The organism is Halopseudomonas oceani (genome assembly GCF_002903165.1).
Taxonomy (GTDB): domain Bacteria; phylum Pseudomonadota; class Gammaproteobacteria; order Pseudomonadales; family Pseudomonadaceae; genus Halopseudomonas; species Halopseudomonas oceani.
In genome coordinates this window covers 37,995-57,341 of the sequence record NZ_PPSK01000009.1, presented here as the reverse complement: position 1 = coordinate 57,341, position 19,347 = coordinate 37,995, and the positions used below count along the sequence as shown (strand labels likewise).

The window sequence follows — 19,347 nt, the reverse complement described above, 5'->3', positions numbered from 1 at the left end:
TTCATGTATACCACCAACCACTACCCCAGCGACGATCGCACCGTCGTCCTTTCGGCTTACCATGCCTGGGATACCCGGCTGCCACTGACCGATCCCATGGAGCGACAGCCACTGCCCGCAAGCAGCACCGCTGACAGCAGCTGGTTGCCCGGCGCGCCACAGCCAAATGTAGTGCTTACAGCCGCAGCCCCCCTGTTGTCCGAACTGGTACGGATAAGAAACAGCAATACCGAGCCCGAACCCACCGATATTCTTCGCGTCACACTTGAAGCAGGTGTCCAGCAGTTCGATCAGCAGTGCCGTGCGCTAGCCATCACCCCAGCGAACCGCCAGGTCGCCCGCTACCTACTCTGCACCGCACTGGATGAGGCAATTCTCACCACGCGCTGGGGTACTGACAGCGACTGGTCCAACCGCAGCCTGCTAAGCGCCTTTCATCAGGAGACCTTTGGTGGTGAAAAGTTTTTCCTGCTACTCACCCGCCTATCACAGGACACCGCCCGGCATATCGATATCCTTGAGCTGATGCTGGTTTGCCTCTCCCTCGGTTTCGAAGGACGCTACCGTCTACAGATGCGCGGTCACATTGAACTCGAGCGCATTCGCACTCGCCTGCATGCCGAACTGCAACGCTACCGGCCAACGCCAGACATGGAGTTTGCTCAAAACTGTTGCCAGCCGGAACGCAACGATGTCAAGCGTCCGCCACCACGCTGGCTGATAGCAGCCGCCACCGCCGGCTGCGTAGCTTCATTATTCCTGGCGTTCAATTATCACCTAGAACAACGTCGGGACATGGCATTGCAACCCTACCTCAGCAGCAGCGGTATACAGGTGGCCACACCCGGAGCAGTACAATGAAACCGGTTCTAATCCGCCTGCTGACACTGCTGCGAAAACCGGCCTGCTGGTCAATCCTGTTGCTGCTGCTCCTGGCTGTTACGGTCTGGTTTACTGGTCCAAGTATTGCTGTGAATGGCACGGCGATCTGGGCGCCCCCCTACAGCCGGGTGATCACCATCGCAGCACTGCTTCTGCCCTGGCTGGGCTGGCAAGCTATCCGCTACTACCAGCAACGGCCTGACAGGCGCAGCGCCCGGACAGCCGATACCGAGGCGATCCATACGCGCATTGCCCTTGAACAACGCCACCAGTTGAACCAACAACTGCTGGCTGACCGCGGTATCAGTCGCCGCCAGCAAAAGCGCTGGCCCTGGCTTGTGCTGCTGGGTCCTGCCGCTGCCGGTAAAAGCAGCCTGTTCAATGACACCCGACTGGCAGCCAGCTGCAGCACCGCAGCATCGCCAACGTCTGGCTACGGACACAGTCCTGTCGAGTGGCATAACCTGGACCAGTGCAGCTGGCTGGAAACCACCGCCGCCTGCCTGCCGGACGCCGAACAAGGGCCTCCCCCAGCGGCCTGGCAGGCCCTGCTCGGCCTTCTTCGTCAGCGCGCCGAACCCGCCATCAGCGGCGTCGCACTAATACTTCCGGTAGACCTGCTACTCGACCACAACCCGCTGGAGCTGGACCTTCTAGCGCGCCGCTACCGGCGTGCCCTGAGCGAACTTCGCCACGCGCTTGGACTGGACCTGCCGGTATTCCTGCTGCTGAGCAAGGCTGACCTGCTGCCCGGGATTACCGAGCTGTCTCAGCAATTACCCGCGGCCCAGCGCGAGCAGCCGTTCGGCGTCACGCTGCCTGCAGCTTCAGAGCCAAATTCGACGCTTTCCAATACGCTAGCCCCCCTGTTGAGCCAATTGAACCGTCAGGTGCTGTATCGCATTCAGCAGGAGCCTGACAGTACTCGCCGCGGGCGTATCTATGACCTCCCATACCAATTGGCCAAACTGGAGGGGCCGCTACGGAGCTTTCTCAGCCAGGCCGTTGACAGCAACAGCTACCAGCAAGGCAGTCGGCTGCATGGGGTGTACCTCACCGTTGCCGGTAACCAACACCAGATCGCACACCCCGGAGATCCGAGCGAGCCCGTGGTGCAACCCGCCTTCGTCAAGCAACTGTTGGAAAATACACTGCTCGCACGGTCGGGCGGCGTCACCATCACCACAGAGCACCAGCGCCGGCAACGTGCCAGGCACCGGCTGGTGACGGGGATCGCCGCCGCTTGCATCACAGTCTGCACTGCCATATGGGCACTGCAGTACGACCGGGAAGCGGAACAACTGCAGCAACTTGCTCAGCTGGGACAGCACTTCACAACCAGTCCTGTCCGCATCCAGGCTCATACCCGGATTGAACCACTCCTCCAGCAACTCGATACGCGCTACGCTGCAACCCTGATTCCGCAGCCATCCCATACCCCTTCGAGCCTGCATCAGCTCAGCCTGCAACAATCAGCCGTGACGCTTCCAGTGGTCAGGAAGGCCTATGCCGAGAGTCTTCAGGTGTTCCTTGTGCCGCTGATACTTCGGCAGCTCGAACACCGGCTGCAAACCGATCTAAACGATCGTCAGAAGCTGATTGGCCACCTGCGAGCCTATCTGATGCTGTCCTTGCCCGATCGACGAGACAGCAGCTACTTGCAGAACTGGATGCGCTCGGAATGGTTGCGTCGCTACCCGGCTCAGCCAGAAGTCAGACAGAGCCTGGATGCCCACCTAACCCGGCTGCTTGCGGCGTCACTACAGGCGCAGACAGTCGATGATGCGCTGATAGCCGATACCCGTGCACTACTGCTGCAGGAGCCGCTGGCGCAGCTCTGTTATCGATTGCTGCTGGAGCAATCCAGATCGCTACCCAGTTATCGACTCGATACCCGACTTGGCCGTCACCACCAATTGCTCGCACCAAGACCCGTCGAGATCCCAGGGTTCTACGTGAAAGCCGGATACGAAAGCCTGCTACGGGCAAAGGGGCCAGCCCTGATCAACGACCTGCTGGCAGATGACTGGGTTCTTGGCAGTGGCACACATGTGCGTGACAAGATCGGCGAGCAACTGCTTGCGGAGCTGGAAGCCATGTACTTTCAGGACTACACCGAGCACTGGATCCGCGCCCTTGCCAGCCTGCAGTTAAAGCGCCTGGCAAGATACGACGCACCTGACGATCTGGCTGCGCTGTCGTCCGCCGACTCGCCATTACTGGCACTGTTGCAACAGATCAGGCTGCATACTGGCCTGATCAGTAATGGGGAAACCAACCCTAGCCGCGGCAAGCAAGCCCTGCAACAGCACTTCAGCCAGCTGCATCAACTGCTTGACGAGACAGCCACGCCCCAAGCGGAGTTGGCTCAGGTACTGCAGAACCTGGGCGCATTGCAGCTCCAGCTCGCCCAGTTGGAAGACGCCAGTACCCGCGGACTGCTCGCCTTCAAAATGGCCAGCGCCCGAATGCAACGCCGGAACGATGTCATCAGTGCAACCCGCAACAGCGCTGCGCAACTACCTGCACCGCTGCAAGGCTGGATCCGACAACTGGCAGACCAGAGCTGGCAGAGCGTGCTCGCCAGCTCTGCCGACTACCTAAATAGTCGATACCGCAACGATGTTTACGCCCCCTACAAGGAAGCTCTGGCCGATCATTACCCCTTCTCGCCGAGCAGTCAGAAGGACGTCGAGCTCGGCGATTTCAAGCGTTTCTTCCAGCACGAGGGCACCATACAACGCTTCACCAGTCAGTATCTTGAGCCGTTTTTGATCAGCACTGGCGGAGGTTACCGCCTGCGCCTGGTTGATGGCAGAGCACTGCCCTTGTCGGCCCAACTGCTCGCCCAGCTGAACCAGGCCAACGCCATTCACAACAGCTTCTTTGCCGCTGATCCATTTGAACCGTCAGTCGGGTTTCGCCTGGAGCCCTACTCGCTTGATGCAAGCCTGGGGCGTGCCAGTTTTGATTATGGCAACCAGCAACTGGAATACCGCCACGGCCCAATCGTCCCTATGGCATTTCGCTGGCCTGCGCCACTGGATGACAGCCGGGTAACCCTGACGCTTGAGGACCTCGGCGGTCGGCGAATGAGCCTGCAGCAGCATCAGGGCATTTGGTCACTGTTCCGCCTGCTCGATCAAATGACCCTCGAGCGCCAGGAGCAACGTGACGCGCTGCAATTAAGAGCTAGCATCGGTGGCATGCGCGCCCATTATCTACTGCACAGTCAGCGCTCGCCCAACCCGTTCGCACCGGGCCTGCTGGCGGGTTTCAACCTGCCTGCGCGCTTGTGATGATCTGGTCTTGCAGCCATCACACCGACTCGGGCAAGCAGCGCCGGCACAACGAAGATGCCGTGCTGGCTCGCCCGGATGCGGGGCTTTGGGCTGTCGCGGACGGAATGGGCGGCCACCGCAATGGTGGGCTGGCCAGCCGGCTGATTGTCGACACCCTTGGCGCAATGACACTGGGCAGCAACCTTGATCAAAACCAGCGACGTGTGCGTCAGTTACTGCAACAGATCAACCGCCGCCTGAGCCAAGATATGACCCGACTGGCAGGCAAGCCGTCAGGCCCTGTTGGCAGCACCGTGGTCGCCTTGCTGCTGAGTGCCGATCGGGCGATCTGCCTGTGGGCCGGCGACAGCCGCTGCTACCTCTGGCGACACAAGCAGCTTCACCTGTTGACCCGTGACCACTCATTGCTACAACAGTTGATTGATCGCGGCTGTGTAGATGCCCGTCAGGCTGCCGCTCACCCCTGCGCGCATGTACTCACCCGGGCAGTGGGTGCTCATGAAAACCTGCAACTGGAAAGCACTGCATTCTCAGTTCAGCCTGGGGACGCACTGCTGCTGTGCAGCGATGGCCTGTACCGCGAACTGTCGGAGGCGCAACTGGCTTCGGTACTAGAACTGCGTACCACAGGTAATCCCGCCGCACAGCTGATCCAGCTGGCGATGCAAGGGCCGGCACGGGACAACCTAAGCGCGGTAGTCATCACGACTGCCAGGGAATGACACAAAATGCCACCCACTACGACCGCCGATGCCATTCCTCCCTTGCCTGAACTGTTGAGCAACCGCTATCGGGTTGAGCGACTGCTCGGGGTCGGAGGCATGGGCGCGGTGTATCAGGTTCGCGACCTGCTGCGAGACCAGTTTCATGATCCACAGCCCCGGATCGCACTGAAAGCGCTGAACGACAACTTCGCAGCCCACCCGGACGCCAACGCCCTGCTCTACAGCGAGTACGCCTTGACCTGTCGTCTCAATCACCCTCACATCATCAGGCCATACAGCTATCATATCGACCCGGTCAGCCGGCGCGCCTTTCTTACTCTTGAGTTGCTGGACGGTCCAACCCTCGACCAGGTCATTGTCGACCGAGCCGATGGCATGCTCTGGCCCCAGCTGCAACAGATCGCGATAGCGCTGCTGTCTGCCCTGGCTCACGCACATGCCGCAGGAGTGCTGCACGGCGATCTCAAACCGGGCAACGTCATGCTGACGACGGCCGGCTTACGCCTGTTTGACTTTGGCCTGGGACAGGCCTGCGCGGGCAACCTGCAACGCCTGCCGCGCCTGAGCCGACGTCTGGCAGCCTGGACTCCACGCTACGCCGCACTGGAATTGCTCGACGGCGGTGAACTGACGCAGGCCAGTGACGTATATGCCATTGCCTGCGTGCTTTACGAACTCGCCAGCGGGCACCATCCATTCAGTCGGCTGACAGCGCGCCAGGCGCTGCGCATGCAACAGGACAAAAGCTTGCAGAAACCGGGAAATATGCCATCCAGCGTATGGCGAGAACTGCGGGCGGCGCTGGCATTTGAGCCGACGCAGCGCAATTCCAGTGCCGCGGCGTTACTGCAAGCGTTTACAGAGGGGAAGCAGAGCTGGTGGTCACCGGCGAGGCGGTGGAGATTGCGACCGACGGGAACGCCGTCGGTCGCAGAGGCATCAGAGTGACAGGTCGCGATTGGACGCCGCAATGAAGGCCTTCTTCAGGTCTTCGTAGGTATGCACGGCCGGGAACTGCGGAAACTCGCGGATAACGTTGTCCGGCGCGTGGAACAGGATACCGGCATGGGCTTCGGACAACATGGTGGTGTCGTTGTAGGAATCACCGGCGGCAATAATACGATAGTAAATACTCTTCAGTGCGATGACCGATTGACGCTTCGGGTCTTTCTGACGCAGTTGGTAGTCGACAACACGATCAGTCTCGTCGGTGATCAGGCGGTGACACAGCAGCGTCGGGAAACCCAGCTGGCGCATCAACGGCTGCGAGAACTCGTAAAAGGTGTCAGAGAGAATGACCACCTGGAAACGCTCGCGAAGCCAGTCAACAAACTCGACGGCGCCGTCCAGCGGCTTCAACGTCGCGATCACTTCCTGGATATCCGACAGTTTAAGGCCATGCTTGTCCAGAATGGACAGGCGCTGCTTCATCAGCACATCGTAATCCGGGATGTCGCGGGTGGTTGCCTTGAGTTCCTCGATGCCGGTCTTCTCGGCAAAGGCAATCCAGATTTCGGGGACCAGCACCCCTTCCAGGTCAAGGCAAGCGATTTCCACACGACACTCCTGATATTCAAGGTTGAGACTGGCGCACAATCTACCGGCAAGCGGGTCGCCGCGCAATCACAAGGGCGGAGCAAGACCCTCCGCATAAGTCGAAAAACGCATAAAAATATAACCAAATAAAAGAGGATGGACTAAAGCGCCCTTTGCTAGACTGCCCGCACAGAACGGTGGCACATCGATCCACCGCCGGATAGAGAGCCTGATATCCATGAGCAACTTTGACATCGACCAGCTGGCCACTAACTACGCCGGCAAATCCCCACAGCAGATTCTGGAGCTGGCATTCGCCAACTTCGACAATCTTTGGCTGTCCTTCAGCGGCGCCGACGATATCGTCGTCCTGGACATGGCCTGGAAGATCAACCCGAACATCAAGGTCTTCACCCTCGACACCGGCCGTCTGCATGCAGAGACCTACCGTTTCCTCGATCAGGTGCGCAAACACTATGGCATTCAGCTCGAGGTGTTGTCGCCTGACCATCAGCAGCTTGAAGCGTATGTCCGCGAGAAGGGGTTGTTTGACTTCTACGAAAGCGGCCATGGCGAATGCTGCGGTGTGCGCAAGATCGCCCCGCTGCGCCGCAAACTGTCTACCGTAGATGCCTGGATTACCGGTCAGCGCAAGGACCAGAGCCCGACCCGTGTCGATGTGCCGGTAGTCCAGCTGGACAGCGGCTTTTCTACCCCCGAACATCAACTGGTCAAGTTCAACCCGCTGGCCAATTACACCAGCGAAGACGTATGGAACTACATTCGGATGCTGGAAATACCCTACAACCCGCTGCATGAACGTGGCTTCATCAGCATCGGCTGCGAACCCTGCACCCGGCCGGTATTGCCCAACCAGCACGAACGTGAAGGGCGCTGGTGGTGGGAAGAAGCGACCAAAAAGGAATGCGGCCTGCACGGCAGCAACCTGATCGCCAAATCATAAAAAAAACCGGCGCAGATACGTCTGCGCCGGCTTACTTGTACCGGACCTTACCCTGATCAGAGTACCGGAAGCTCCACCCCCTCGAACAACGCCTCCAATTCTAGCTTGCTGCTGCACTGCAGCGCCCGATCAATCATGTCCCGGGTCAGGTGTGGCGCAAACGCCTCAATAAATTCGTACATGTATCCACGCAAAAACGTGCCTCGGCGGAAGCCAATCTTGGTGATACTCGACTCAAACAGCTGACTGGCGTCGATGACCTCCAGGTCCGGATCCATCTCAGGGTCGATAGCCATGTGAGCGACAATACCGACGCCAAGCCCCAAACGTACATAGGTTTTGATCACGTCCGCGTCGGCCGCAGTAAACACGACTTTCGGTGACAATCCCCGATTGTTGAAGGCGTCATCCAACTTGGAACGACCGGTGAAACCGAACACATAGGTAACCAGCGGCCATTCGGCCAGCGCCTCCAGGGTGAGCTCTCCCCCGCTGGCAAGCGGATGCCCCTTGGGTACGATTACGCAACGGTTCCAGCGATAGCACGGCATCATGACCAGATCGGCAAACAACTCCAACGCCTCGGTGGCAATGGCAAAATCGGCCGTGCCGTCAACGGTCATTTCGCAGATCTGCATCGGCGTGCCTTGATGCATGTGCAGTGACACGTCAGGGTAATTCTTGATGAACTTCTGGATGATCGGCGGCAACGCATAGCGCGCCTGGGTATGGGTCGTTGCCAGTGTCAGCGTGCCTTTGCGTTCATTGCTGAATTCCTGAGCAATCTGCTTGATGCTGTCGACCTTGCGCAGGATCTCACCAGCAGTCGCGATGATCTGCTCACCTGCAGGCGTAATGCGCGTCAGATGCTTACCACTGCGCGAAAATACTTCAACTCCCAGCTCGTCCTCAAGCAGCCTGATTTGCTTGCTGATCCCCGGCTGCGAGGTATACAGACTCTGAGCCGTTGCCGACACGTTCAGGTCGTGGTGTGCTACTTCCCAGATGTAGCGCAGTTGCTGCAGTTTCATGGATATTTTCCCCTTACGCCCCTGAACACCACAGGCTGTGACGCCGGTGGTTAACGTCATGCTTATAACCAGATAGGCTCTTATGACAGCAAGGTTAGTCCATAAATTCCTGCACGCATACGAATTACCGCCGGACAAACCGACCGGTGGCAAAAACAATGCCGACTCAAGCGGAGCCAGATGACTTCAAGTTACTGATTCCGTGCGGCACGTGCCCCGTCGGAACCACATCGACGGCACGCCGGCAGTGTCCTTCCTGATCATCGAAAAACAGGTCAGCACCAAAGGCCTGAAGAAACTGGGACTTGTCCAGGCCGCCAAGAAACAGCGACTCATCCAGCCGGATATCCCATTCGCGCAGGGTCCGAATCACCCGCTCATGCGCCGGGGCGCTGCGGGCAGTGAACAGCGCAGTGCGGATTGGGCACTGCGCGCCGGCAAACTCGGTCTGAATACGGTTCAGGGCGGCGAGAAACGCCTTAAAAGGTCCACCACCGAGCGGCTCGCGTGCTGCGGCCTGCTCGCTGGCCTGAAAGGCGGCCAAACCTTCGCGCTGAAAAACCTGCTCAGATTCATCGGAGAACAACACCGCGTCCCCGTCGAAGGCAATGCGTAACTCATCACGCTGTTCGCGGGCACGCTTGGCCGGGAAGATAGTGGCGGCGGCGAAGCCGGCCTCCAGTGTCGCCCGAACATCTTCGGCATGGGTCGACAGGAACAGCTGACAGCCAAACGCAGGGATGTAGGTAAACGGACTACGGCCGCCGGCGAAGGCCGCACGGGTAATACCCAGACCGTAATGCTGAATGGAGTTGAATACCCGCAAGCCGGTATCCGCACTGTTGCGTGAAATGAGGACAACCTCGACCCGGCTGTCCCCTTCAAGCAGGTTGTTGATTCGAAGTAGCTTCTGAACCAGCGGAAAGGCCTCCCCCTGCTCCAGCGGGATGTCTTCCCGGGCAATCTGATATTGCCGATAGGCTTCCAACCCCTCCTGCTCGAAAACCTGGTGGCTTTCGTCCAGATCAAATAGTGCTCTGGACGAGATGGCAATTACCAGTTTGTCTCCGAGCAGGCTGGGCATGAATATTCCCTATTCGTTGGTCAGATAGCGGGCTTGAATGAACTTCAGCTGATCCAACATTGCCTCGATTTTCGGCAGGCTGCAACCGACCTCTGCAGCCAAACGGAGCAGTACACCATAAAGCGCATCCAATTCCATCGGGCGCTTGTGCAGCCAATCGTGATACATGCTCGGATGGTAGTCAGGCATGGCCTCGGTACCCTTGAACATGAACTCGATGGCACCGTCTTCCACGGCCACACCGCGCGCCCGTGCGGTTGCCACGACTTCCTGCATCATTTCAGTAATGAGCTTGCGGCTGGCCGGGTTGCCAACCAGCTCACGGGTACCGGCATTCAAGACAACCGAAATCCCGTTGAATGGCGCATTCCAAATGAGTTTTTTCCAGCGTGCTTCATCAACGCCGGGCAGCAGACGTGTTGGGATATTGCCGGAGTTGAGCAACTCTGCACCTTCCTGCAGCAACGCCTGTTGCTCCTCTGCCGAGGCAGCGGGACCGGAATGGTAGCCCAAATCGATCATGCCGCTGGCCTGATGCTTGACTACGCCTGGCCCCTCGCGGAACAGACATACGTAGCACAGGCCACCGATCAGGTGCATGCTGTCAGGCAGGAAAGGACGCAGGTGATCCTCGTTGTTCAGTCCGTTCTGCAGCAGCACGACCTTGGCATCCGGCTTGCCCGCCGTAGCAATGATCTCGCCAAGGTTATCGGCAGTGGATTTTGCGCCAACAAAGATCCAGTCGCACTTGGGCATGTCTGCCGCATCCTTGTAGGCCTGTACCGGATGCAGGTGGAGAGTTGGGTTGACCAGACTGTCGATGGTGATGCCCTTTTCCTTTACCGCGTCAAACTCACTGCGCAGCAGGAAGTGCACGTCATTACCGCCGTTGGCCAGCATCGCGCCATAAAACCCGCCAATGGCGCCGGTGCCAATGATCCCTACCTTCAGATTACTCTGACTCATACAACCCTCATTTGGATGATGTGTTATTGGTATATCGCCATGGTAATCGCCTCATCTGTCAGGAGACAGTCAACAACACGACAAACCTGCGACCGAATGACTCATCATTCAGCGGAGCGCCAATTTATTTTGTTTTTCAGGGCAATAGCCTGCTGGCGGGGTAGCCTAAGGCGGCAAGCTTGATTAAGCTGTGTGGCACTCAAAATGCGCCGCAACGCCGTGGCAAGCAATACTTTCCGGGATGACTGATGGCTGATTTACCTATTGATGACTTGAACGTAACCTCCAACGAGATTCTGATCACGCCCGAGCAACTGAAGGCGAAGATTCCCCTCAGCGAGGCTGCCCAGGCAACCGTGGTGGAAAGCCGCCAGGTTATTCGCGACATTCTCGACGGCAAGGATCATCGCCTGTTCATTGTCATCGGTCCGTGCTCCATCCACGACGTAGAAGCCGCCAAGGACTATGCCTCCCGGCTGAAAGAGCTGGCTGCAGAAGTCAGTGACACCCTTTATCTGGTCATGCGGGTGTATTTCGAGAAGCCGCGCACCACCGTTGGCTGGAAGGGCCTGATCAATGATCCCTACCTGGATGATTCGTTCAAGATTCAGGACGGCCTGAAAATTGGTCGCGAGCTGCTGCGAGACCTGACCGAGATGGGGCTGCCGACCGCCACCGAGGCGCTCGATCCGATCTCTCCGCAATACTTGCAGGACCTGATTTCCTGGTCGGCCATCGGTGCACGCACCACCGAGTCGCAAACCCACCGCGAAATGTCCTCCGGCCTGTCGTCAGCCGTTGGCTTCAAGAACGGCACCGACGGCGGACTGGCAGTGGCGATCAACGCGCTGCAATCGGTATCCAGCCCGCACCGTTTCCTCGGCATCAATCAGCAGGGCCAGGTCTCGATCGTGACTACCAAGGGCAACCCTTATGGTCACGTCGTCTTGCGTGGCGGTAATGGCAAGCCGAACTACGACTCGGTCAGCGTAGCGCTGTGCGAGAAGGATCTGGAGAAGGCCGGTATCAGCAAGAACATCATGGTCGACTGCAGCCACGCCAACTCCAACAAGGATCCGGGCTTGCAGCCGCTGGTCATGGATAACGTCGCCAACCAGATTCTGGAAGGCAATGACTCCATCATCGGTTTGATGGTTGAAAGCAATATTGGTTGGGGCAACCAATCGATTCCGAAGGACCTGTCCCAACTGCAGTACGGCATCTCCGTTACCGACGCCTGCATCGACTGGGCTACCACCGTACAGAGCGTTCGCTCCATGCGCGACAAGCTCAAGGATGTTTTGCCCCGCCGGGCCCGCCTGCAACAGGACTGAGCCTCTCGGCCATAAAAAAACCGCCCAATGGGCGGTTTTTTTATGGCGATATGTACTGAATAACTAACTGACTGCAACGGCATTACGTTCCATGTAGCGTTCAACGTACGAGCAGGACGGAATGACCGTATACCCGTGTTCCTGCGCAAAAGCCAGTGCGTGAGCGGTTAGCCGAGCGGCCAATCCCTTGCCACGCAGGCTGTCTGGAACGAAGGTCCGATAGATATCCAAAGTCTTCTTGCCCAAATCCATATAAGCCAGATATGCTCGCATACCGCCCAATGTAATATAGAACTGCTTGCCTTCCCTATCGTGCTGGATGGTCGCATTCATATTCATTGTCTGTCTCCCAGGCAGAAAGCGTCGAGCGAAGAGTTATCCACTATAGACCGAGATCGGGCGGAATGTTTCCCCGCCCGTCTCAAAAAAAGTGAATTACGCTCAGGACACCATGCCCATGCCCAGCGACATCAGCAGGGCAATGGAGGCCAGGCAGGCAATGACCGGGACAGCGACGGTTACCACGAAGATATCCCGGTAAGCTTCCTTGTGGGTAATACCCATGATCATGAAGGTCGCAATCACCGCGCCACAGTGCGGCAGCGAATCCAGCCCACCAGCGGCGATGGCAGCGATACGGTGCAGGATCTCGGGGTCAACACCCATCTCGATGTAATGCGGCCCCAGCGACTGCATAAAGATCTGCAGGCCACCGGACGACGAGCCGACAATCGCCGAGACCACACTGACCGAAGCAAATACCGACAGCAACGGCGGCAGGTCGACATTGAGAATCCAGTTGGCAAACTGGGCAAACCCGGCGGTCTGGGTCACTACCCCACCAAAGCCAATCACAGCTGCGGTATTGAGCAAAGGCATGATGGAGTCATCGGCGCCCTGGCCAAATGCCTGCGCAGCCTTGCGACGCAACGCCGGAAACAGCAGCACGCAGGTAAGCGAACCGAGAATGAGCGAGATACTCGGCCAGATGATCGGCTGGGCCGCGCTGAACATCAGCACCCGAGCCACAATGCCGTCACTTTCGGACCAGTCAGCCAATCCCAAAACCGCACGGGGCAGCATGATCGAGCCCAGCACGACTACCATCGGGATCAACGCCATCCACCACACCGGTGCATCATTCGGATCACCGATAAGCTGCTCCATGCGGCGGTCCTGGGCATTCTCGACAAACCCCTCGCCACGCGCCTGAGCACGCTTCCACTGGCTTTCCACATACCACATGCCAAGGCCAGCCATGAGCAGCGCGGCAAAGATCCCGATCCAGCCACCGGCAAACAGATCGGTGCCCAACGCACTGGCCGAAATTACGTTGTGAATCGACGGTGTTCCCGGTAGCGCGGTCATGGTGAAGGTGCCGGCACCCACCGAGGTCGCCGCAGCCCAAAGCCGCTTGGGCAGATTGGCCTCACGCATCAGGGTGATACCCAGCGGATACATGGTGAACACCACGACGAACACCACCACGCCGCCGTAGGTCAGCAAGGCGCAGACGATCATGCCAACCAGCAGCGTATGACGGACACCCAGCGCGCGGGTGATCGATAACGCGATACTCTTGGCCGCCTGGCTGGTCGCCATCACCTTGCCGAAAATGGCACCACAGAGAAACAACAAAAAGAACTTGCCGGCGAAGGTGAACGCACCCAGCGGGCCAAACGGGAAGAACTCGAGGAAGGTTTGCGAGATCAGCATGCCGTTGGTTAGAGCCACCACCAACGCACAAACCAGCGACGCGATGAAGATGTTGATCCCCCGCAGCGCCAGATAGATCAGTAGAGTTACTCCGGCGAGAAGGCCGATATTTCCGAGCATTGTTTTTATCCTTGTAGTGAACTGCGTGGCTACATTACCCCACACCAGATACACCACAAAGCCTTCGGCACCCGAATCAGAGCTCTTTATTGTTGTTCATTGGTAACAGAATTATTGCTCCCCCACTTCCAACCGGTGATGCAACTGCTACTATTAACGGCGCTATCAGGAACGCACAGCAGAGGGCCGACGGAACTTTGCCGCCATAATCCGGTCTTCCGCTGTGCGTTCTTGAAGCAGGACTTTTTACACAAGGGGAAAGTTATGAAAACTGCACTGAAAGTATCTGCCGTAGCTCTGGCCGCACTGGTTGCAGCTGGCTGCAGCAACAGCATGGAAAAGGAACTGAGCGCTCGCGTTGCCGCTAACGAAAACGCTACTGCCAGTGCCCAGGCCCGTGCTGACGAAGCATATCGCAAGGCTAACGAAGCTCTGGCTGCCGCTCAACGCGCCCAGCAGACTGCTGACGAAGCCAACGAGCGCGCTCTGCGTATGCTTGAGAAAGCCAGCCAGAAATAAGGCCAGCTTTGCCGATCCGGATCACATGGTCCGGATCGGTTGCCCAATGACTCCCGGAATACCACTCTCGGCGTAAACCAGATCACGGATCGCCGTCCAGTCCAGTCTGAATCCCTGCACCTTTTCGTGCTCATCCGCAAACAGTTTCTGAATCGCAGCCTGCTTGTCGAGGGTTGACGGCATGCCGTGCTCATCCAGCGCCGTATGCACCTCCAGGTAGAGCAATCCGTCCTTGATACCCAGCTTGTATGGCTGATTGACGATGGTTACCGGCGTACCAACGGGCACCTGCGGAAACAGCTCGGTGATGTCTTCGTTGCGCATGCGGAAACAGCCATGACTGACCCGCGTGCCGATACCAAATTTCTTATTGGTTCCGTGGATCACGTAACCGCTGAGCGCCAGATTCATCTTGAACGGCCCCATCGGGTTGTCCGGCCCTGGCGGTACAACCGACGGCAACGGATCACCGTTGGCGGCGTGTTCCTCAAGAATCGATTTGGGCGGATACCAAGACGGCCTCTCTTCCTTGCGCAGAATGCGTGTCTCGCCGATGGGCGACGACCAACCTTCACGACCGATACCAACCGGATAACTGGATACCAGCTCGCCTCCCTTGTGGAAGTAGTACATGCGAAACTCGGGCAGATTGATCACCACCCCTTCACGCGTACCGGCAGGCAGCACATGCTCGCCCGGCAGCACAATCTCGACGCCCTCTCCCGGCAACCAGGGATCAATTCCGGGATTGGCTGCCGTCATCTCCAGATAACCGAACCCCCGAGCACTGCCGAGATCCGCAAAGGTATCCTCGTAGCGTGCCTGATAGCGCGATACTTCGCCAATCAGATCCTGATCAGGTGACAGCAGCGGGTAATCATTGGCCTGCACCGAACCAACTGCCCATGCGGCAAATACCAACCCGGCGCCAATCCTGCCCAGTCGAGAACGCCCACTCAACATCAATTCAGCTCCCACTCAGCTCATGATCAAATCAAACTGCTGCATCGCAGTCTGACCACTGGCGCTGCGTGCAGTGGCTGGCCTCCGGCCGGCGCTCCTGGCCTGCTCTGCGAGATCCATGCAAGCCGGGCAGAGCGAGCGCAGGTCCTTGCGCGTCAGCTCTCGATATATCGGCGACGACGGCAGCAAATCTCCACACAGCGTGCGCTCTCTCGGTACGTCGAGGCGCAGATTTATATCAACCAGGTGAACATGCCAGGGATCTTCAACAAACAGATCCCGCTGCTCATCCTGTTCCACCAGACACCAGCGTCTGGCCATCCAGGACACACTCAATTCAGGGCTCCACCTTAATCATTTGTCGCAGCCTGTGGCTGCGCCAGAACCCATTCACGTATTACCGGCCAGACATTCTCGAGAATATCTGGCTGTCCTTGCGCGTTCGGATGAATGCCATCGGCCTGCATCAATTCACTGCGCCCAGCCACCCCTTCCAGCACAAATGGCATCAATGCCACGCCCTGCTGCTCAGCGACCGTTCGAAAGACCTGTTCAAAGGCTCGGGTATAACGAACACCGTAATTCGGTGGAATACGCATACCCAGCAGTATGACGTCAGCCCCAGCCGCACGCGAGCGTTCGACCATGGCAGTAAGATTCTGTTGCATATTATCTGGTGGCAGGCCGCGTAGGCCATCATTGCCACCCAACTCGATCACCACCAGCTCGGGAGAATACTGCGCTAGCAGCGATGGCAGACGGGCCAGACCACCTGCAGTCGTGTCCCCGCTCACCGATGCGTTCCGCACCTCCAGCGGGCGATTCTCGGCCTCAAGCCGCTGCTCCAGCAGTGCAGCCCAGCCATCGCTGATTTCCAGACCGAAAGCGGCGCTGATACTATCACCGACGATCAGGATCCCCTGTGCTGCCGCGGGAACAGAGAGCGAACACAGCAGCATCGCTCCCAGCCAGTTTCTCAAGACATTCATCAGGCCCGTATACCATGTCAGACACCGTTGTAATCGCCCGCCACCTTAGCAAAGTCGTGACCAGCTCGGAAGCGCCGCTACAGATACTGGACGACGTTTCCATCGCCATCGAACGGGGCAGCAGTCTGGCCATTGTCGGTGCCTCCGGCTCAGGCAAGTCAACCTTGCTCAGCCTGCTGGCCGGCCTGGACCTGCCGAGCAGCGGCGACGTTATCCTCGCCGGTGAGAACCTAAGCGCCCTGAACGAAGACCAGCGTGCCAGCCTGCGCGGCCGTGAGGTTGGATTCGTCTTCCAGTCCTTTCAGTTGCTGGACAGCCTGACCGCACTTGAGAATGTCATGCTCCCGCTGGAACTGCATGGCCGGGCAGATGCTCGCGAGCGAGCTGGCGAGCTGTTACAACGGGTAGGGCTGGAAGCCAGACGCCAGCATTACCCGCAACAGCTATCGGGTGGCGAGCAGCAACGCGTCGCCATCGCGCGCGCCTTCGCCAGTGAACCCAGCATCCTGTTCGCCGACGAACCCACCGGTAACCTCGACGCCGCAACGGGCGAACGGATCAGCGACCTGCTGTTTACCCTCAACCGTGAACGCGGCACCACTCTGGTGCTGGTAACCCACGATGCTCGTCTGGCTGCCCGCTGTCAGCGCGCGGTGCAGATGCAAGCGGGCCGCCTGCAGGATGAAAACGCGTGAGCCGCGCCAACCTGCCGTTGCTCGCCTGGCGGCTGCTCCGTCGCGAATGGCGTGCAGGGGAGCTTGGCGTACTGCTCAGCGCCCTGCTGATCGCCGTGACCATCAGCACCGCCATCAGCCTGTTCACCCAGCGACTCGAGCACAGCATGACGGACCGCGCCGCTGAGTTTCTCGGTGCAGATCTGGTGGTGTCATCACGCAGCCCCCTGCCTGCCAGCTATGAGGAGCACGCTAAGGCGCGAGGCCTGCAGTTGAGCAGGCAAGTCGAGTTTTCCAGCGTCATGGCCAGCGACACTCAGATGCAGCTGTCCAGCGTGAAGGCGGTCGACAGCGCCTACCCGCTGCGTGGAGAACTGCGCATCAGCGCTGCCGCCTTTGCCGAGGAACGCCGTACCAGCGAAATTCCGCCACAAGGCGAAATCTGGATTGAGCCACGCCTGCTGAACCAGTTAGATATCCAGATCGGTGACACCCTTGAGGTCGGCTACGCCAATCTGCGGGTCAGCGCGCTGCTAACCCACGAGCCCGACCGCGCCAGCGACTTCTACAGCCTGACACCGCGGGTATTGATGAACCTTGAGGATCTCGACGCCACGGGCATCGTGCAACCCGGAAGCCGAGTGAGCTATCGCCTGCTGCTCAGCGGCGAGCGAGCCGCATTGAAAACCTACCGCGAGTGGATCGAGCCGATTCTGGAGGTCAACCAGCGCCTGACCGGCGTCGACGACGGTAACCGGCAGGTCGGCAATGCACTATCGCGGGCCAATCAGTTTCTCGGCCTGGCCAGCATCGCCGCGATCATTCTCGCCGGCGTCGCAGTTGCGCTGTCATCCGGTCGGTTTGCCGTACGCCATTTTGATACCAGCGCGCTACTGCGCTGCATGGGGCTGCAGCGCCGGCAGGTACTGATGCTATTTACTCTGCAGCTGCTTTACATCGGAGTGCTGGCAACGGTCGCCGGCATCGCCCTTGGCCTGCTGGTGCAATGGGGGCTGCTGCTCCTGCTCAGCGACCTGCTGCCGCCAACGCTGCCCGACGCAGGACTGCTGCCGCTGGCAGTCGGTGCCGCAACCGGTTTCAGCGCGCTGCTCGGCTTTGCCCTGCCACCCTTGCTGCGGCTCGGGCGCGTAGCCCCGCTGCGAGTACTGCGCCGTGATCTTGAGCCGATGCCGGGCAGCAGCTGGCTTATCTACGGGCTAGCGCTAGGCGTACTCAGCCTGCTGATGTGGCAGTTTACCGGCGACTTGCGTATCACCCTGGCGATGCTGTTTGGTGGCGCAGTCGCCGCATTGCTGCTTGGCTGTCTAGCTTGGCTGCTATTGCGGGCCGTGGCCGGGCGCCTGCGCGACGCGGGACTTGCCTGGCGGCTCGGCAACGGCGAGCTGCTCAAGCGCCCCGCCGCTGCCGCGACCCAGATCCTGTCGTTCGGACTGATCTTCATGTGCATGCTGGTAGTGCTGATTCTACGTACCGAGCTGCTCAGTTCCTGGCAAAGCCAGCTGCCGGAGGACGCCCCCAATCACTTTGTCCTGAACATCCTGCCGTCCGAACAGGACACCTTCAATGAAGCACTTGCGCAGATCGGTGCGCGCAGCGCACCACTGTATCCGGTGACCCCAGGCCGGCTCGTCAGCATCAACAACGAGCCAGTGCGCGCCGACGTCAGCAAGGAAAACCGCAACCGGGATCGCGGCACCCGAGCCGTCAACCGCGACCTCAGTCTGACCTGGTCTGCCCACTTACCGGCAGATAACGCGCTGCGTGAAGGCCGCTGGTGGAGCGCCACAGAACAATCCGGCAGTGCTCGGGTTTCGATAGAAGCAGAGCTTGCCGACAGTCTTGGCGTAAAGCTCGGCGACACGCTGGGTTTTGTGATCGAGGGCCGTGAGCTGTCAGCCCAGGTCAGCAGTATCCGCACCGTGGAGTGGGACAACTTTACGCCCAACTTCTACATGATTTTCGCGCCCGGCGATCTGGCTGGGCTGCCCGCCACGCTGCTGACCAGTTTTTACCTGCCCGCAGCACAGCGCGACCAGCTGCGTCAGTTGAACCGACAGTTCCCGGCCATGACCCTGCTTGAGGTCGAGCCGCTGCTGGAGCAAATCCGCGGCATACTCAAACAGGTTACCCTCGCTGTCGAGTATGTGCTGCTGTTTGTCTTGCTGGCTGGCCTGACGGTGCTGTTCGCTGCACTGCAGGCCACACTGGATGAGCGCCTGCATCAGGGCGCGCTGCTGCGGACACTCGGCGCCGGGCGCTCCCTGCTGCGCCGTGCCAGTTGGATGGAGTTTCTACTCCTGGGCCTACTCGCCGGCCTGCTTGCGGTCATTGCCGCCGAACTGGCGACCTGGGCGCTGTATCGCTTTGCGCTGAATCTGGATTGGGCTCCGCACCTGCTGTTCTGGTTGGCAACCCCGGCCAGCGCAGCCGTGCTGATCGGCTGCGCCGGCGTATGGGGCACCCGCGCGGTGCTGCAACAGAGTCCAATGCGCCTGATTAACCGCAGTAGTTAGCGGAAGCC

At 59.1% G+C, this 19,347-nt stretch carries 18 protein-coding genes; 9 read left to right on the top strand and 9 right to left on the bottom strand.

Going from position 1 to position 19,347, the window contains the following annotated elements:
* The first annotated feature begins 3 nt into the window (after positions 1–3).
* From icmH to C1949_RS10690, 4 genes are read left to right on the top strand one after another with little or no spacing between them, the layout of a single operon-like run.
* The gene (icmH, locus tag C1949_RS10705; RefSeq protein ID WP_104738478.1) at positions 4–861 is read left to right on the top strand and encodes a type IVB secretion system protein IcmH/DotU; all 858 of its coding nucleotides are present in this window, start codon (positions 4–6) and stop codon (positions 859–861) included.
* Entirely contained in the window at positions 858–4,181 is a 3,324-nt protein-coding gene (gene tssM / locus C1949_RS10700) for a type VI secretion system membrane subunit TssM (protein ID WP_104738477.1), read from the top strand. The genes icmH and tssM overlap by 4 nt, the downstream gene beginning before the upstream one ends.
* Positions 4,181–4,906 (top strand): PP2C family protein-serine/threonine phosphatase, encoded by a 726-nt coding sequence (locus C1949_RS10695; RefSeq protein ID WP_104738476.1) that lies wholly within the window; start codon positions 4,181–4,183, stop codon positions 4,904–4,906. The genes tssM and C1949_RS10695 overlap by 1 nt, the downstream gene beginning before the upstream one ends.
* A 6-nt stretch (positions 4,907–4,912) precedes the next feature.
* On the top strand, positions 4,913–5,857 hold the full coding sequence (locus C1949_RS10690; protein ID WP_104738475.1) for a serine/threonine-protein kinase: 945 nt from the start codon (positions 4,913–4,915) through the stop codon (positions 5,855–5,857).
* Here the strand turns inward: C1949_RS10690 and thrH are convergent.
* Positions 5,849–6,466 (bottom strand): bifunctional phosphoserine phosphatase/homoserine phosphotransferase ThrH, encoded by a 618-nt coding sequence (gene thrH, locus C1949_RS10685; RefSeq protein WP_104738474.1) that lies wholly within the window; start codon positions 6,464–6,466, stop codon positions 5,849–5,851. The two genes, C1949_RS10690 and thrH, sit on opposite strands and share 9 nt — an antisense overlap.
* 217 nt (positions 6,467–6,683) lie before the next feature.
* Between thrH and C1949_RS10680 the strand changes: the two genes are divergently transcribed.
* A complete protein-coding gene (locus tag C1949_RS10680) occupies positions 6,684–7,409 on the top strand; it encodes a phosphoadenylyl-sulfate reductase (protein ID WP_104738473.1) in 726 nt (241 codons plus the stop codon).
* Positions 7,410–7,465: 56 nt separating this feature from the next.
* On the opposite strand, the gene cysB is transcribed toward C1949_RS10680, so the two are convergent.
* From cysB to C1949_RS10665, 3 genes are all read right to left on the bottom strand, one after another.
* The gene (gene cysB / locus C1949_RS10675) at positions 7,466–8,440 is read right to left on the bottom strand and encodes an HTH-type transcriptional regulator CysB (RefSeq protein WP_104738472.1); all 975 of its coding nucleotides are present in this window, start codon (positions 8,438–8,440) and stop codon (positions 7,466–7,468) included.
* A 166-nt stretch (positions 8,441–8,606) separates the two neighbouring features.
* Complete coding sequence (locus C1949_RS10670) at positions 8,607–9,524, bottom strand: 5'-nucleotidase (RefSeq protein WP_104738471.1); 918 nt, start codon at positions 9,522–9,524, stop codon at positions 8,607–8,609.
* Positions 9,525–9,533: 9 nt separating this feature from the next.
* A complete protein-coding gene (locus C1949_RS10665; RefSeq protein WP_104738470.1) occupies positions 9,534–10,490 on the bottom strand; it encodes a putative 2-dehydropantoate 2-reductase in 957 nt (318 codons plus the stop codon).
* A gap of 248 nt (positions 10,491–10,738) precedes the next feature.
* Between C1949_RS10665 and C1949_RS10660 the strand changes: the two genes are divergently transcribed.
* The gene (locus C1949_RS10660) at positions 10,739–11,824 is read left to right on the top strand and encodes a 3-deoxy-7-phosphoheptulonate synthase (RefSeq protein WP_104738469.1); all 1,086 of its coding nucleotides are present in this window, start codon (positions 10,739–10,741) and stop codon (positions 11,822–11,824) included.
* A gap of 63 nt (positions 11,825–11,887) precedes the next feature.
* On the opposite strand, the gene C1949_RS10655 is transcribed toward C1949_RS10660, so the two are convergent.
* Positions 11,888–12,163, bottom strand: coding sequence for a GNAT family N-acetyltransferase (locus C1949_RS10655; protein WP_104738468.1), 276 nt, complete (start codon positions 12,161–12,163; stop codon positions 11,888–11,890).
* 102 nt (positions 12,164–12,265) lie between these two features.
* Positions 12,266–13,660, bottom strand: a complete 1,395-nt coding sequence (locus C1949_RS10650; protein ID WP_104738467.1) for a GntP family permease — start codon at positions 13,658–13,660, stop codon at positions 12,266–12,268.
* 264 nt (positions 13,661–13,924) lie between these two features.
* Between C1949_RS10650 and C1949_RS10645 the strand changes: the two genes are divergently transcribed.
* Positions 13,925–14,179: an Lpp/OprI family alanine-zipper lipoprotein gene (locus C1949_RS10645; RefSeq protein ID WP_104738466.1), complete on the top strand. Its 255-nt coding sequence runs from the start codon at positions 13,925–13,927 to the stop codon at positions 14,177–14,179.
* Between the two features lie 21 nt (positions 14,180–14,200).
* Here the strand turns inward: C1949_RS10645 and C1949_RS10640 are convergent, their stop codons facing one another.
* From C1949_RS10640 to C1949_RS10630, 3 genes are read right to left on the bottom strand one after another with little or no spacing between them, the layout of a single operon-like run.
* On the bottom strand, positions 14,201–15,142 hold the full coding sequence (locus C1949_RS10640) for a L,D-transpeptidase family protein (RefSeq protein WP_104738559.1): 942 nt from the start codon (positions 15,140–15,142) through the stop codon (positions 14,201–14,203).
* Between the two features lie 15 nt (positions 15,143–15,157).
* Positions 15,158–15,478: a hypothetical protein gene (locus tag C1949_RS10635; protein WP_146040312.1), complete on the bottom strand. Its 321-nt coding sequence runs from the start codon at positions 15,476–15,478 to the stop codon at positions 15,158–15,160.
* A 14-nt stretch (positions 15,479–15,492) separates the two neighbouring features.
* Positions 15,493–16,122 carry an arylesterase gene (locus C1949_RS10630; RefSeq protein ID WP_373289810.1) on the bottom strand — a complete coding sequence of 210 codons (630 nt, stop codon included), beginning with the start codon at positions 16,120–16,122 and terminating at the stop codon, positions 15,493–15,495.
* Between the two features lie 23 nt (positions 16,123–16,145).
* On the opposite strand from C1949_RS10630, the gene C1949_RS10625 reads away from it, so the two are divergent.
* Together C1949_RS10625 and C1949_RS10620 are read left to right on the top strand one after the other, a co-directional pair.
* Positions 16,146–16,826 carry an ABC transporter ATP-binding protein gene (locus C1949_RS10625; protein WP_104738463.1) on the top strand — a complete coding sequence of 227 codons (681 nt, stop codon included), beginning with the start codon at positions 16,146–16,148 and terminating at the stop codon, positions 16,824–16,826.
* A complete protein-coding gene (locus C1949_RS10620; RefSeq protein WP_104738462.1) occupies positions 16,823–19,339 on the top strand; it encodes an ABC transporter permease in 2,517 nt (838 codons plus the stop codon). The genes C1949_RS10625 and C1949_RS10620 overlap by 4 nt, the downstream gene beginning before the upstream one ends.
* Positions 19,340–19,347: the final 8 nt, after the last annotated feature.